The sequence below is a fragment of the Culturomica sp. genome, from assembly GCF_003524185.1.
Taxonomy (GTDB): domain Bacteria; phylum Bacteroidota; class Bacteroidia; order Bacteroidales; family Marinifilaceae; genus Culturomica; species Culturomica massiliensis.
Genome location: NZ_DOED01000002.1, coordinates 40,449 through 54,220, shown reverse-complemented (window position 1 = coordinate 54,220; position 13,772 = coordinate 40,449). Strand labels below are relative to the sequence as shown.

14 protein-coding genes are annotated in these 13,772 nt (G+C 42.2%); 3 read left to right on the top strand and 11 right to left on the bottom strand.

Annotation, left to right across the window (positions count from 1 at the left end):
• Window positions 1-330 precede the first annotated feature (330 nt).
• The 7 genes from DD657_RS00635 to DD657_RS00605 form a co-directional block, all read right to left on the bottom strand.
• Window positions 331-1,152, bottom strand: coding sequence for an HAD hydrolase family protein (locus DD657_RS00635; protein WP_287047997.1), 822 nt, complete (start codon window positions 1,150-1,152; stop codon window positions 331-333).
• Between the two features lie 5 nt (window positions 1,153-1,157).
• Window positions 1,158-2,012 carry a pyridoxamine kinase gene (locus DD657_RS00630; RefSeq protein WP_287047996.1) on the bottom strand — a complete coding sequence of 285 codons (855 nt, stop codon included), beginning with the start codon at window positions 2,010-2,012 and terminating at the stop codon, window positions 1,158-1,160.
• Between the two features lie 181 nt (window positions 2,013-2,193).
• Complete coding sequence (gene pyrF / locus DD657_RS00625; RefSeq protein WP_287047995.1) at window positions 2,194-3,021, bottom strand: orotidine-5'-phosphate decarboxylase; 828 nt, start codon at window positions 3,019-3,021, stop codon at window positions 2,194-2,196.
• A 58-nt stretch (window positions 3,022-3,079) separates the two neighbouring features.
• Window positions 3,080-4,162: a peptide chain release factor 1 gene (prfA, locus tag DD657_RS00620; protein ID WP_021987055.1), complete on the bottom strand. Its 1,083-nt coding sequence runs from the start codon at window positions 4,160-4,162 to the stop codon at window positions 3,080-3,082.
• A 105-nt stretch (window positions 4,163-4,267) separates the two neighbouring features.
• Window positions 4,268-5,278 (bottom strand): NAD-dependent epimerase/dehydratase family protein, encoded by a 1,011-nt coding sequence (locus DD657_RS00615; protein ID WP_287047994.1) that lies wholly within the window; start codon window positions 5,276-5,278, stop codon window positions 4,268-4,270.
• Window positions 5,279-5,487: 209 nt separating this feature from the next.
• A complete protein-coding gene (locus DD657_RS00610) occupies window positions 5,488-5,901 on the bottom strand; it encodes an OsmC family protein (protein ID WP_021987053.1) in 414 nt (137 codons plus the stop codon).
• Between the two features lie 36 nt (window positions 5,902-5,937).
• Window positions 5,938-6,291, bottom strand: coding sequence for a YraN family protein (locus tag DD657_RS00605; protein ID WP_287047993.1), 354 nt, complete (start codon window positions 6,289-6,291; stop codon window positions 5,938-5,940).
• A 133-nt stretch (window positions 6,292-6,424) separates the two neighbouring features.
• Between DD657_RS00605 and DD657_RS00600 the strand changes: the two genes are divergently transcribed.
• Window positions 6,425-7,240: a glycogen/starch synthase gene (locus tag DD657_RS00600; RefSeq protein WP_068692274.1), complete on the top strand. Its 816-nt coding sequence runs from the start codon at window positions 6,425-6,427 to the stop codon at window positions 7,238-7,240.
• 96 nt (window positions 7,241-7,336) lie between these two features.
• Window positions 7,337-9,175, top strand: coding sequence for a glutamine--fructose-6-phosphate transaminase (isomerizing) (gene glmS / locus DD657_RS00595; protein WP_021987050.1), 1,839 nt, complete (start codon window positions 7,337-7,339; stop codon window positions 9,173-9,175).
• 53 nt (window positions 9,176-9,228) lie between these two features.
• Here the strand turns inward: glmS and galE are convergent, their stop codons facing one another.
• Window positions 9,229-10,245, bottom strand: coding sequence for a UDP-glucose 4-epimerase GalE (gene galE, locus DD657_RS00590; RefSeq protein WP_021987049.1), 1,017 nt, complete (start codon window positions 10,243-10,245; stop codon window positions 9,229-9,231).
• 125 nt (window positions 10,246-10,370) lie between these two features.
• Here galE and DD657_RS00585 point away from each other — a divergent pair, with 125 nt between their 5' ends.
• Window positions 10,371-11,111, top strand: a complete 741-nt coding sequence (locus tag DD657_RS00585) for an HU domain-containing protein (protein ID WP_068692276.1) — start codon at window positions 10,371-10,373, stop codon at window positions 11,109-11,111.
• Window positions 11,112-11,318: 207 nt separating this feature from the next.
• On the opposite strand, the gene pssA is transcribed toward DD657_RS00585, so the two are convergent.
• From pssA to DD657_RS00570, 3 genes are all read right to left on the bottom strand, one after another.
• Complete coding sequence (pssA, locus tag DD657_RS00580; RefSeq protein WP_021987047.1) at window positions 11,319-12,056, bottom strand: CDP-diacylglycerol--serine O-phosphatidyltransferase; 738 nt, start codon at window positions 12,054-12,056, stop codon at window positions 11,319-11,321.
• A 34-nt stretch (window positions 12,057-12,090) separates the two neighbouring features.
• Window positions 12,091-13,146, bottom strand: coding sequence for a DUF1573 domain-containing protein (locus tag DD657_RS00575; RefSeq protein WP_021987046.1), 1,056 nt, complete (start codon window positions 13,144-13,146; stop codon window positions 12,091-12,093).
• Window positions 13,147-13,231: 85 nt separating this feature from the next.
• The gene (locus DD657_RS00570) at window positions 13,232-13,753 is read right to left on the bottom strand and encodes a helix-turn-helix transcriptional regulator (protein ID WP_021987045.1); all 522 of its coding nucleotides are present in this window, start codon (window positions 13,751-13,753) and stop codon (window positions 13,232-13,234) included.
• Window positions 13,754-13,772: the final 19 nt, after the last annotated feature.

The window sequence follows — 13,772 nt, the reverse complement described above, 5'->3', positions numbered from 1 at the left end:
CGAACCGATAAAAATCTAAAATATTCTTTTCCCAATCCACACCCCTGCATATTATATAACATATTTATAAAAATATATTTCTTTACAAGGAATACCCCATAAAAACACCCCCTCTTTCAGAAATATCAACATACATTTCACATCACCGATGAAAAACAAAAAAAATGGAATTAAAATGATAAAAACCGGATCAATTACCGGACAATCAATTGCCAATGAGAAATATCCTACCGGGATGACCGGATGCTTATAAACCGAAATTCCGGCACATAATGTCCCCTAATGGATACAGGAAGCAAAAAACAAAGAATAAAAAGTACTAACACAAAACTACGATTTACAAACTTGCTCGACAAACTCAACAAAACCGTTTTCCGTATCGGCACTGACCGATTTATAATAAGGCATTAACCGATGGGGAGCATTAGCAACCAAAAAAGCTTTTCCACAAATATCTAAAAAATCGACATCATTATAATCATTCCCCAAACCGCCACACTCCGCCGGCTGTATAGAAAGTTGCTTCAACAATATACGACAGGCTGTTCCCTTATTGACATTCCGGGAATACACTTCCAACCACACAGAACACCGGTCCAATGGAGAAGTTGAACGAATAACCGAATAATGCGGCAAATCATTTTTTACTTTTTCAACCAACGGTAATTGTTGACTGTTCAAAATCATTACAAACTGTGTCGCTGCTGTTCTGATTTCCTCCGGACAAGCGATAAGGCGTCCGAAATCTCCGAATTTCTCGATCCGGCGCTTGTAATCCGAATGAGCCGGATAAATATCGGTATAATAAAAATAATGATTATCGGGTATTTCCTGCTGAATCATGAAATTAATATTATATTCCCATAGGTAAGCCGCAATCTGCCGGGTTTCTAAGATTGACAAATGCCGGGCCAAAATGATCTTTTTATCCTTCCAGTGCATAATACCCGCTCCGGAGGAAAATACCAAAAAATCAATGGGAAAATCATCCGGTAAAAACCTTCGGGCCGCAAATAACGTCCGTCCTGTAGCAATAATACGCACGATCTTTCGTTCCCCCAGCATCCCGAAAGCATGCAAAGCCTCCTTGCTTATTTCTCCGCCACATGGCAATATCGTCCCGTCTAAATCGGAAATAATAGCCTTTACCATCTCAATCACAAAAGTTCATACCGATAATACGGAAGCGGTTCATTCAGATAATGCAATACTTTTTCCTGATTCATACCATCAAGCGGATCCTGGCGATAACCGAAAGTTGCTTTTATGCCCATATTGATAAAATAAACGGCCCGGTCGACTGCTTCCGGTAAACTATCACCTTTCAGCAAACAACCTGTAATAACACTGGCAAAAGCATCTCCCGTCCCGGGGTAAGAAGCCGGAACATAATCACACATCACCCGCCACATCCGTTTGTCTGTACGATCATAAGCAATAGTTGCCACATTGTTGTTATTTTCAGAAGGAGCAGAAGTAATGATCACATATTCCGGCCCATATTCACTCAAACGCCGGCACCATTCGACAGCTTCTTTGACAGAAACCTGACCGGCACAGGATTCCCCCAATAAAAAAGCAGCCTCCGTCAGATTGGGTGTAATAACCCTGGCCTGCTTACATAACTCCCGCATACCACCGATCATTTCCTGGCTCATACCGGGATATAAACGATTGTGATCACCCAATACCGGATCCACTAAAATAAAATTGTCCTTATGTCCGAAATCCTCAAAAAAACGGGATACAATATCCATTTGCTCTACAGAGGCCAGATATCCGGAATATATGGCATCAAAATACAACCCCAATTCTTTCCAATGATCGATAATTCCGGACATATGGGGAGTTAAATCGACACTCCGGAAATTTTTATATTCGCTATGAGCCGATAATATTGCTGTAGGCAAAGGACATACCTGATAGCCCATACTAGATAGAATCGGAATCGCTACTGTCAGCGACGCCCGTCCATAGCCGGAAAGATCTTCTATTGCTGCTACCTTTTTCATAGATCAGATTTTATTCCAAACAAATATAGACCATATATCCCGAATACACAAAAAACCCACAAATCAGGCAGCACATCAAATTGTAAATTTTAGATTGTAAATTCTAAATTACTTGACAAAGAAATTCGTCTTCGGACTTTTAAACTAAAATCATAAATCTACAATTTAAAATTACGATCCATTATATTATACCGTATTCTTTCAACAAGCGCTCCATATCCTGTTGCAATTTCCGGGCTTCTTCTCCGGCACGTAAAGCAAAATTCTCGGTTTTATCGGCAAAAATAATACCCCGGGAAGAATTCACCAGCAAACCACAATGGCTGTTCATACCGAACCGGGCCACTTCTTCCAGGCTCCCCCCCTGCGCTCCGACTCCCGGTACCAGCAGAAAATGATCGGGTACAATTTTACGGATGCCTTCCAGCATTTCTGCCTTAGTCGCACCCACCACATACATCATATTTTTCTCATTTCCCCACTCCTGTGACTTCTTCAACACTTTTTCATACAACTTCTGTCCTTCATGTTCGAAAAACTGAAAATCAAAAGCACCTTTATTTGAAGTCAAAGCCAAAAGTATAACCCATTTCCCTTCATATTGCAGAAACGGAGTTACAGAATCTTCTCCCATATAAGGGGCAACCGTGATAGAATCGAAATCCAATGCCTGCAAAAATGCCTTCGCATACATCTGAGATGTATTTCCGATATCTCCCCGCTTCGCATCTGCAATCGTAAAAACCTCCGGATAATGCTCCCGGATATAATTCATCGTTTTTTCCAATGTTTTCCAACCTTCCACACCCCGGCTTTCATAAAAGGCAATATTCGGCTTGTAAGCCACGGTCACGGATGCCGTAGCCTCTACAATCGCTTTATTAAATTCAAAAACAGGATCTTCTGCCCCTTGCAAATGTGCAGGGATCTTAGCTATATCTGAGTCAAGGCCGACACAAAGGAACGACTTCTTTTTCTTTATCTGCTCAAAAAGTTGTGTATAATTCATGATGATTCGTATTATGATTATTCAAAAGCAACGGGTAAACCAAACCCGGTATTTCAACTTACAAACCGCTTTCTTTCAGTCTTTCCGTATTTTCTTCTATCTGTAACTTCTCGATGATCTCATCAATCTCCCCGTCCATAACCGCCGCCAGATTATACAAAGTAAAATTAATCCGGTGATCGGTAACCCGTCCCTGTGGGAAATTATAAGTACGGATCTTGGCTGAACGGTCGCCGGTAGACACCATCGTACGACGCTTAGCCGCAATATCGTCCATATGTTTCTGATATTCGAGAGCATAAATCCGGGAACGCAACTCGTTCATCGCTTTAGCCAGATTCTTCAACTGGGACTTCTCATCCTGACAGGTCACAACAACACCGGTCGGAATATGAGTCAGACGAATGGCTGAATAAGTCGTATTCACCGACTGTCCTCCCGGACCGGAAGAACAATAAGTATCTTTCCGTATATCGTTCGGGTTCAATTGCACATCCACCTCCTCCGCTTCCGGCAACACAGCAACCGTCGCCGCAGAAGTATGTATCCGTCCCTGCGTTTCCGTTGCGGGCACACGCTGTACCCGGTGTACACCCGATTCGTATTTCAAAATCCCGTAAACACCGTTACCGGAAACATTGAGCACAATTTCTTTATACCCCCCGGCTGTACCCTCATTACTATTGGTCACCTCTACCTTCCAGCCTCTCCGCTCACAAAATTTCGTATACATCCGGAACAAATCACCGGCAAACAGGCAAGCTTCATCACCTCCTGTTCCTCCCCGGATTTCCAGGATTGCATTTTTTGAATCCTCCGGATCTGCCGGCACCAACAATAATTTAATATGTTGCTCCATCACAGGCAACTTCTCCGTCAGGTCATCCAATTCGAGCTGTGCCATCTCTTTGAGCTCCGCATCTTCCTCTGAATCCAAAATCATACGGGATTCCTCTATTGTATCCAATGCCTTTTTGTATTCATCCGCCGCCGCCGTTATAGCTTCCAAATCTTTATACTCCTTAGTCAGCTTGACATACCGCTCCATATCACCGATCACCTCCGGATCCGTAATCAACTGGCCGATCTCTTTAAAACGAATGTAATAAGTTTCTAATTTCTCTATCAGCGGGGTCTCCATGTATGTATCCTTTTCTATATTCAGCTACAAAAATAATATTTTTAAACCGAGGAAAATGAGTTTCACATAAAAATGTCTCTACCGGAACAAAGACAGCACATCCATTCAAACCCGTCTCTGTTTATACGCAGCATAGATTTCACAGATCGTATCGGACAAAGAATAAAACCGGTAATCCGGGTAATAAGACAAAAATTTAGCCGACGAATAATAAGATTTATGCTGGGATGACCGGGCCGTTTCCCGGGTAAAATCCGGGCGTTTACCTGTTATCTTTCCCACAACCGACAACAACCGCCAGGCGATATTCGTCATCCAGGGACGAAGCCGTATATCCGGAGGACGGTGCCCCGTAGCCCGGGCAATCTCCGTAAATAATTCCCGGTAGCTGTAATTCCCACCGTTTATGACAAACCGCTCTCCCCGGATTCCATTTTCAGACAAAAGCAGTATAATCTGACATACATCCCTGACATCTACATATCCACATACGCCTTCCGTGTAAACCATAATCCCCTTTGCTGCCGTCACAAACAACCTCGAACTGCTTCGGTTCCAATGGCCGGCCCCCAAAATAATAGAAGGATTTACAATGACAGCCTCCAGACCTTTCTGCATATAATCCCGGACAATACGTTCCGCTGCCGCTTTACTCCGAGAATAAACCGAATGAACACTTCCCGTAATCACCGGTGTATCTTCATCGATCACCTCCCCCTCATAACGGGCATCCCCCAAAGCCGCAATCGAACTCACATAACACAGTCTGACCCGATACTTCTGACACAACGCAGCTATATGTTCCGTTCCCCTTGTATTTACATCCGACAAATAAGATTTGTCTCCCCCTGCAAAAGATACGACGGCAGCACAATGGTAAACACAATCAGCACGACTTACCATCGTTTCCAATACCTCCGGGTCCATCACATCTCCTTCAACCCATCTGATCCCATCCCACAACGTATCATCCGAGGTATATAACTGCCAAACCTCCCTCACTGCCTCTATACGGCTGTCTTTTCGTTTCAAAGCATACACCTCCTTGCCCGACCTGGCCAGATAATACAACAAATGACTCCCCAGTAAGCCGGTAGCACCAGTAACAAATACCATACTATACTTCTCTGATGTTTATTGATTTTTGATTCACGATTTATAATTACGATCCCTCTTTTTTGCAGGGAAGAATAGTACGTACAATCAAAAATCGTAAATTTAAAATTCAGGTTCTGATTGTAGATTTACGGTTTCAGATAATAAATCCGGCGGCGGATCCCCTGTCAGGCAATTTAAAATCTAAAATTTGCAATCTAAAATCACCCCTACCTCTTCCAAATGAATTTTACGTTTTGAATCAAATTCTCATTCAAGCTGAAATGTACGGCACAGGCATTTTTTGTCCTTTCCAGAGCAATTTTATGTTTATCTGAATACTCCCGGTCCGGCATATGGAAAACAATCTCCACTTCACCGATGCGCCTGTGAGGCTCCAATGCCATCTTCTTGGTTATCTCAATCTCCGTCCCTGTTAAATCGATACCGATTGTTTCCGCATAAATACCCATCGTAGTCATCATGCAAGCAGCCAATGATGTCGCACACAAATCCGTCGGAGAAAAAGCCTCTCCTTTACCATGATTATCCACCGGAGCATCCGTTACAATTTTCGCTCCACTCTGTAAGTGTTCACATTCTACCCGTAAACCACCTAAATACTTTGCTCTAACAGTTGTCATATTTTTTCAGTTTTTAGATTATAATTAAATCCTCCTTCAGTCAAAAACCTGTATCGCTTCCTGAATATGAAGAACATCCATTCCTACTCCCGACACAAGGATCAAATCAAAGCGCAGCTCCCGTTCCAGGCCTTTTGCCCGGATATATGCTTCTCCCGCCCGAAGTAAATTCCGCTTTTTCCGGAAATCGATCAATTCCCCCGGCAACTCACAACCTGCTTCCCGGGTTTTTACTTCTACGACAATAATCATCTTCCCGTCCGTACAAATAATATCTACTTCTTTATGACCGATCCGCCAGTTCCGTTCCAGGATCGTATACCCCCTATGGGTAAGGTATAAAACAGCCCGTTCTTCCCCGTTTTTGCCAGAATCATTTCGTTGTGACATAGCAGAAGTTTTAATCAAAAATAGAGTAAAAAAACGAGAAATAAAACAGTTGCTCTTTGAATTCCGAATGTTATACCTTTGATTTCTAAACTTTATTGTATATCTTTGTATGGTTTTTTGGGAGAATGTAACTATGGCGAAGAAAAGAGTTTTATTTATATCCTCAGAGATAATGCCTTATCTGCCTGAATCTGAAATGTCACATATAGGCCGGTACTTACCTCAAGGGATACAAGAAAAAGGAAAAGAAATTAGAACATTCATGCCCCGGTTTGGTTGTATCAACGAACGACGCAATCAACTGCACGAAGTTATTCGCTTATCCGGCATGAATCTGATTATCAACGACACTGACCATCCCCTTATTATAAAGGTAGCTTCCATTCAAGCCGCACGCATGCAAGTCTATTTTATCGATAATGAAGACTATTTTCAAAGAAAGCATGTAATTACTGATGAAAAGGGAAGTTTCTTCGAAGACAATGATGAAAGGGCTATCTTTTTTGCCCGGGGAGTCTTCGAAACGGTCAAAAAATTAAGATGGGCACCCGATCTGATTTATTGTCAAGGCTGGTTTACAGCACTTGTGCCTATATTTCTGAAGAAAGAATATGCAGAAGACCCGATTTTTGCACATGCAAAAGTAGTTTTCTCGACTTCAGATGACAAATTCAAAGGCAACCTGCACGAAGATTTTCACAAGAAAATCCTCACAGAAAACATCAAAAGCAAAGACGTCGAGATCGTAAAAGAACCTTCTCACGTCAATGTGAGTAAACTGGCTTTCAATTTTGCCGATGGTATCATTTTCAACAACAAAGAAATAGACCCCAACCTACAGGAATACGCTCAAAAATCGGGCAAACCCATCTTGGAGTATTCCAACCAAGAGGAGTACATTGACAATTACTCCGATTTCTTCGATAAGATAATCGAAACGAAAAAATAAGCACAAAGCTGTATGAGTCGCAAACTTATACAGCTTTTTTTTATAACAGTACCCACTTCAATAATTTTTTAATTTACCAACACACAAACGAACCATATGTGCGGAATAGTTGCCTATATCGGCTATAAAGAAGCTTATCCTATTTTAATTACAGGACTGAAAAGATTAGAATACCGGGGATACGATTCCGCCGGCATCGCCTTAATCAACAACCATCAAATCCAGGTTTACAAAACCAAGGGAAGAGTCCACGACCTGGAAGAAAAACTCCGGGACTCCGACACCCATGCTTCTATCGGCATGGGACATACACGTTGGGCGACCCATGGAGAACCCAGCGATAAAAATGCCCATCCCCACACCTCTATGCACGGTAAATTCTCCTTGGTTCACAATGGAATCATTGAAAATTATGCCCACCTGAAAGAAAAATTAGCCCGAAGAGGATACTCCTTCAAAAGTGAAACCGACTCGGAAGTGCTCGTCAACCTGATCGAATACATTTATATGAAAGGGGGAATCGATGCAGAAACTGCTGTGCGATTAGCTTTAGGGAAAGTTGTCGGAGCCTACGGTCTGGTCATCATGTGTACAGACGAACAAGACAAATTGATCACAACAAGAAAAGGCAGTCCCCTGGTCATAGGAGTTGGCGACCGTGAATATTTTGCCGCTTCTGACGCCACCCCCATCATCGAATACACAAAAAATGTCATTTATCTGAATGACGACGACATCGCAATCCTCCGGAAAGACGGTCTTACCTTAAAAAGCCGCGACAACGATATGCTGTCGCCCGACATCAGACAGATCGATCTGGATATTGAAAAAATAGAAAAAGGAGGCTTTCCCCACTTTATGCTAAAAGAAATATTCGAGCAGGTATATTCGATAAAAGATACAATCCGGGGACGGATCAACTACGAAGCTTCTGATATTTTTTTAGGCGGCATAACAGAAGTCATACCGGCCTTGGCTTCGGCCGAACGAATCCTTATCATCGGTTGCGGCACTTCCTGGCATGCCGGCCTGGTGGGGGAATACCTCATTGAAGAATTAGCCCGGATTCCGGTAGAAGTCGAATATGCATCAGAATTCCGGTACCGGAATCCCATCATCAATCCCAAAGACATTGTCATCGCCATCTCCCAAAGCGGAGAAACAGCCGATACCTTAGCGGCAATCCGATTGGCCAAAGAAAAAGGAGCAACGGTACTCGGCATTTGCAATGTCGTCGGCTCCAGTATTGCCAGAGAAACCCATGCCGGAGTCTATACCCATGCCGGTCCGGAAATCGGAGTAGCCTCAACAAAAGCCTTCACGGCCCAAATCGCAGTATTGACAATGATGGCCCTGCTAACCGGCTGCAAAAAAGGAACATTGGAAGCCGATAAATACCACAATTATATCCGGGAATTAAGCTTGCTACCGGACAAAATCAATGAAATACTGCAAAAAGAAGAAGAAATAAAAAAATTGGCAGCAGAACTGAAAGATTGTCCCAACGCCATATACCTGGGCCGGGGATGCCAATACCCGGTAGCCCTGGAAGGTGCCTTAAAACTGAAAGAAATCTCTTATATACACGCAGAAGGCTATCCCGCCGCAGAAATGAAACACGGTCCGATAGCACTTATCGACGAAAAAATGCCGGTATTCGTCATTGCTACCCGGGATGCGTATTATGAAAAAATCATCTCCAATATCAAAGAAGTGGAATCCCGGAAAGGCAACGTAATAGCCCTTGTCAATCCCGACGATGAAGTGGTAAGCAAAATTGCACAATACACCATTGAAATCCCGGATACCCTCGAATTGCTATCCCCTTTATTATCCGTCATTCCCCTGCAACTGATATCTTATCATATTGCCGTATTGAGAGGCTGCAACGTAGATATGCCACGCAATCTGGCGAAATCAGTTACCGTTGAATAAAAAAAACAGTATCCGGCTGACCGGATACCGTTTTTCACAATCAGAATATATACTTAATTCGCTAACTTTTCCTGCCATCTCCAGGTATTCGCCAACGTTTCTTCCAAACTGACCTGAGCCTTCCAGCCCAATTCTGTATTGGCAAGAGTCGTATCGGCCCACACCTTTTCGATATCACCTGCACGGCGTCCCGTGATTTTATAATTCACTTTCTTACCGGTAGCCCGCTCAAAAGCATGAATCAACTCCAATACCGACACTCCATTTCCCGTTCCGATATTGAAATATTCGTAATTCGTCTTATTTTTCCCCTCAACCAACCGGCGTATAGCAACGACATGCGCTTTTGCCAAATCCACAACATCGATATAATCCCGCACAGCAGAACCGTCGGACGTATTATAGTCATCTCCGAACACACTCAATTGCTCCCGGATACCAGCCACCGTCTGTGTCAAATAAGGTATTAAATTATTAGGTACTCCGTTCGGCAATTCCCCGATAAGAGCAGAAGGATGCGCACCGATGGGGTTGAAATAACGCAAGGCTATCAGGTTCATTTCTTTCTCTACCTTGGCCAGATCCCGCATAATATCCTCACACATCGCTTTGGTATTTCCGTAAGGAGATTCCGCCTGCTTACGCGGTGTCTGTTCCGTAACCGGCAATACATCGGCTTGTCCGTATACCGTACAGGAAGAAGAGAATACCAGATTCTTTACGCCGAACTCCCGCATAGACGATAATACGTTCATCAAGGAATTCAAATTGTTTTTGTAATACTCCAAAGGCTTTGATACCGATTCTCCCACAGCTTTTAATGCCGCAAAATGGATAACAGCCTTAATGTCCCGATGACGGGAGAAAAAATCCCGCGTAGCCACAGCATCGGTCAAATCGAATTGCTCGAATTCCGGCCGGATACCGGTAATCTTTTCAATACCGTCCAATACATGAATATTTGAATTGCACAAATTATCCACAATGATCACTTCAAAGCCGCTCTGTTGAAGCTCTACAACCGTATGGGAACCGATATAACCGGTACCTCCTGTTACAAATACTTTCATCGTAAAAAAATTATAATATTAAGTTCTCACCTTATTCTTTGCAAAGTAAGCAATAAAATATGAATTTTTATAAAAAGTTCCCCAATATGTATTGGAATTCTCTTTCTTTTTTTTACTTTTGTACTATGCATAGGTTTATAGAATACATATCCAATTTATTGTTTCTCCATGATTGCGTTATAATACCGGATTTCGGCGGTTTTATATGCAATTATAAAAGTGCATGTATTGACGAAACGAGCGGAATAATCACCCCTCCGTCAAAAGATATTCTATTTAACCGGAACCTGACACACAACGACGGCTTACTTGCCAATTGGATTGTATGCAAAGAAAATATTCCTTATGATAAAGCCGTAAAACAAGTCGAACTTTTCTGTGAAGATTTAAAAATCCGTCTGAATCAACGGCAACGTATCGCATTCGGCGATATAGGCGTATTTTATACAGACCGTCGCTTCAATATTATATTCGAATCGGGAGAAAACAATTTCCTGTCCGATACCTATGGCATGGAGGAAATCGAAGCTCCTAAGCTTACAACAGAAGACAAGAGACTTAAACCTCAACAAATAGAAATACCGACTTTCACCCCGGAAATGTCTCCGTATATCAATATGGAATCCACAAACTGGGTACATCGTTCGCTAAAATACGGCCTCGCAGCAGCTGTCATTGCCGGTTTAGTCGTCATTACCCAGGTCGGAATAGTACACTTCGGGGACAACAACAAAAATATCAGTTCAACTCTGATTCAACCCCAGCCGATAATTCCAACTCCCGTCTCCGGTAATATCACGCCTATCGTCAAAATTTCTCCGGATTACGACTATGTTGAGTACGATCCGCTGGAAACCCTTGAATAAATACATTGTAAAATCACACCTGGCACTCTTCTGAAAACTTTTTGAAGAGCCATTCCCGCATTACCTGACTTAAACCGGTTCTATATATAATCCTCTCCATTCCCTGAATTTTTGCATTTTCTCAATCTCCAATGAGTCGCGATTTGCAAAATAATTCAGGTAAAATCCCCCCGACCTTGGCAAATACATCCCTGTCCGGGAATCAAATCATTTCCCTGCAGACACATGCAGTAATGCATCCACAGCACAAAACAGAATATACAAAGGAATAATGCATAGAATAACCGACAAGCCGAAAAAAACGGCAATGAGAAGCAAACACAAAAAATAAATATATCTAATGTAATTGGCTTTCCAGGAGAAACCCGTTATCTTTAAGGAAAACATCGGCAATTCACTCACCAGTAACAAAGACAGAATAACAACACAGGCAGCCAAAACCCAGATATTCCCGAATAAAACGGCATAGACCTCCGGAATATAAAGCGAGGCAAAAACCAATCCCACCCAAAAAAGGGCATGTGCAGGTACAGGCATACCGATAAACGACATCGTCTGCCGTTTATCCAAATTAAATTTAGCCAGCCTGAAAGCAGAAAAGAAGGGTATCAATAAAGGCACAAAGACCAGAATCTGTCCCACAAGAGACAAATCCCGGATACATCCTGCATGTCCACCGAAAAGCACATCCTTCATCAGCAAATGAGCCAATATCGCAGGCGCAACTCCAAAGCTGACCACATCAGCCAGAGAATCCAACTCTTTGCCTAACTCAGATTTCACATGTAATAAACGGGCAACCATTCCATCAAAAAAATCAAAAACCATACCGATAAGTATGAAAATCGCAGCCATTTCCAGGTTTCCATACATACCCATAAATACAGCCATCATACCCGACACCACATTCATGCCGGTAAGGAAGTTAGGAATATGCTTTTTCATTTTATATTATTTAAGTATAATTTTTCTAAGCCCTTTACTTGATCTCCCCATAAAACCGGAGGGGCAGATCCGGGTTTAAAGGACTATTCGTGATTACGTTTATAACACCCGAAAGTTTTCCGGCCATAGCCTTTTCCACGGTTTCCGCTTTTATCTCTGTCGACTCACCGGGTTTAAGCTCCTGAACTGCTAACGTCACCTTTATCCGGCTGTCGTTTGCATAAACCCGGTGAATCTTCAACAAAGACTTACCGGTATTCGTAATCTTATAGGTATAACCAGCTTGTGCCGGTGAAGCAATCGTTCCGAAATTATAATATTTTTTTTCCACAGTAATAGCAGGAGCCGTCGACATATCCTTTCCACTAAAATCCTCCTCCACATACACGGACACCCTCAAAGGATATTTTTTACCATTCACAAGCAAACCGATTTCCTGTTCATTCAAACCATAATTATTTAACAAAGCCGTATTACAAGAAGCTTTTATCATGGCGATTTTCCCGGTTTCCATCTGTTGCGGTTCAATACTGATCTTCAGCCAGGACGGGACGTCGGTAAAGGAAACGGCAACTTTCTTCCCCGAATTATTATATACACCGTAATTCATTCCTTTGGCATCCCCTTTCCTTACCTTCATCAAAGAAATGTGATCCAGAGGCAAACGCAAACCGGAAGCCAATTCATACGGATATTCATCTAAAACAGTACGTGTACGCCCCTCTACCGTTCCTTTAATCTTCAATTCCACAATAGGAGTCTTGGCATTGGAAAAAACAGTAATCGTCTTATCAAAATAGCCCGGCCGGTCCTTCGGATCGAAAGTAGCCTTGACAAATCCCGTTTGTCCGGGCAAAACAGGCTGTTTGGTCCATTCCGGAGAAGTACAACCGCAGGAAGATTCGACATTTTTCACCAAAATCGGACTCGTGCCCTGATTTACAAATACAAAATTATAAGACACAGCCCCATTCACTTCCTTTATTGTTCCGAAATCATGCAAGCGCTGTTCAAAATGAATAACAGGCTGAGCATAACTACCTGAAAAAGCAAACAACAAAATCACAAAAGACAAAAATTTTATATTCATAATATTACACATTTTTTAATTCATCACACTTCGGACCTACGAAAATACAGCTTTTTACACATATTTCTCAAAAACAACGGCAAATTTATACATCTTCTTTCCTGCCTAACTTAGCTTTTAAACGGGATTTACGTTTCTTCAATGTTTCCGGAGTTATAAACAATATACGGGCTATCGACTTATTATCGAATTTTTCCTGCATCAAAATTAACAGCAATATCTCCTGTGTCGAAATTTCCGGATGATTACCCAACAGCGTATTTATATAATTTCCCCTATTTTTCCCCAGCATCTCCAACAAATTTTGAAAATACCCCTCTTTATTGGTTTTGTTCAATTCCAGGTATTTTTCATAAAAAGCCGGCAGTTTACTCTCGACATTCGACTCCCGGATCAAAAGTTCCAATTGCTCGATAAAATTAGCATTCGTCAACTTTACAATATCCCCGGCTGCCACTTTAAAAAAAGGCTCAAAATCCTCCATCGCTACCTTCGCATCCCCATCGGGCATTGCCTTCACCTTATGATACAAATACCAAATTACAACTGCGGCTATCATCAGCACACAGAACAAAACCATAAAAAACATCAGATAACTACTCTCCATAATTGAAAATTAAATCAAC

What these genes read in the sequence shown, in the direction of transcription:
- DD657_RS00635 (WP_287047997.1), bottom strand. Translation starts at nt 1,152, where the DNA reads ATGGTAAAGGCTATTATTTCCGATTTAGACGGGACGATATTGCCATGT.
- DD657_RS00630 (WP_287047996.1), bottom strand. Translation starts at nt 2,012, where the DNA reads ATGAAAAAGGTAGCAGCAATAGAAGATCTTTCCGGCTATGGACGGGCG.
- pyrF (WP_287047995.1), bottom strand. Translation starts at nt 3,021, where the DNA reads ATGAATTATACACAACTTTTTGAGCAGATAAAGAAAAAGAAGTCGTTC.
- prfA (WP_021987055.1), bottom strand. Translation starts at nt 4,162, where the DNA reads ATGGAGACCCCGCTGATAGAGAAATTAGAAACTTATTACATTCGTTTT.
- DD657_RS00615 (WP_287047994.1), bottom strand. Translation starts at nt 5,278, where the DNA reads ATGGTATTTGTTACTGGTGCTACCGGCTTACTGGGGAGTCATTTGTTG.
- DD657_RS00610 (WP_021987053.1), bottom strand. Translation starts at nt 5,901, where the DNA reads ATGACAACTGTTAGAGCAAAGTATTTAGGTGGTTTACGGGTAGAATGT.
- DD657_RS00605 (WP_287047993.1), bottom strand. Translation starts at nt 6,291, where the DNA reads ATGTCACAACGAAATGATTCTGGCAAAAACGGGGAAGAACGGGCTGTT.
- DD657_RS00600 (WP_068692274.1), top strand. Translation starts at nt 6,425, where the DNA reads ATGGCGAAGAAAAGAGTTTTATTTATATCCTCAGAGATAATGCCTTAT.
- glmS (WP_021987050.1), top strand. Translation starts at nt 7,337, where the DNA reads ATGTGCGGAATAGTTGCCTATATCGGCTATAAAGAAGCTTATCCTATT.
- galE (WP_021987049.1), bottom strand. Translation starts at nt 10,245, where the DNA reads ATGAAAGTATTTGTAACAGGAGGTACCGGTTATATCGGTTCCCATACG.
- DD657_RS00585 (WP_068692276.1), top strand. Translation starts at nt 10,371, where the DNA reads ATGCATAGGTTTATAGAATACATATCCAATTTATTGTTTCTCCATGAT.
- pssA (WP_021987047.1), bottom strand. Translation starts at nt 12,056, where the DNA reads ATGAAAAAGCATATTCCTAACTTCCTTACCGGCATGAATGTGGTGTCG.
- DD657_RS00575 (WP_021987046.1), bottom strand. Translation starts at nt 13,146, where the DNA reads ATGAATATAAAATTTTTGTCTTTTGTGATTTTGTTGTTTGCTTTTTCA.
- DD657_RS00570 (WP_021987045.1), bottom strand. Translation starts at nt 13,753, where the DNA reads ATGGAGAGTAGTTATCTGATGTTTTTTATGGTTTTGTTCTGTGTGCTG.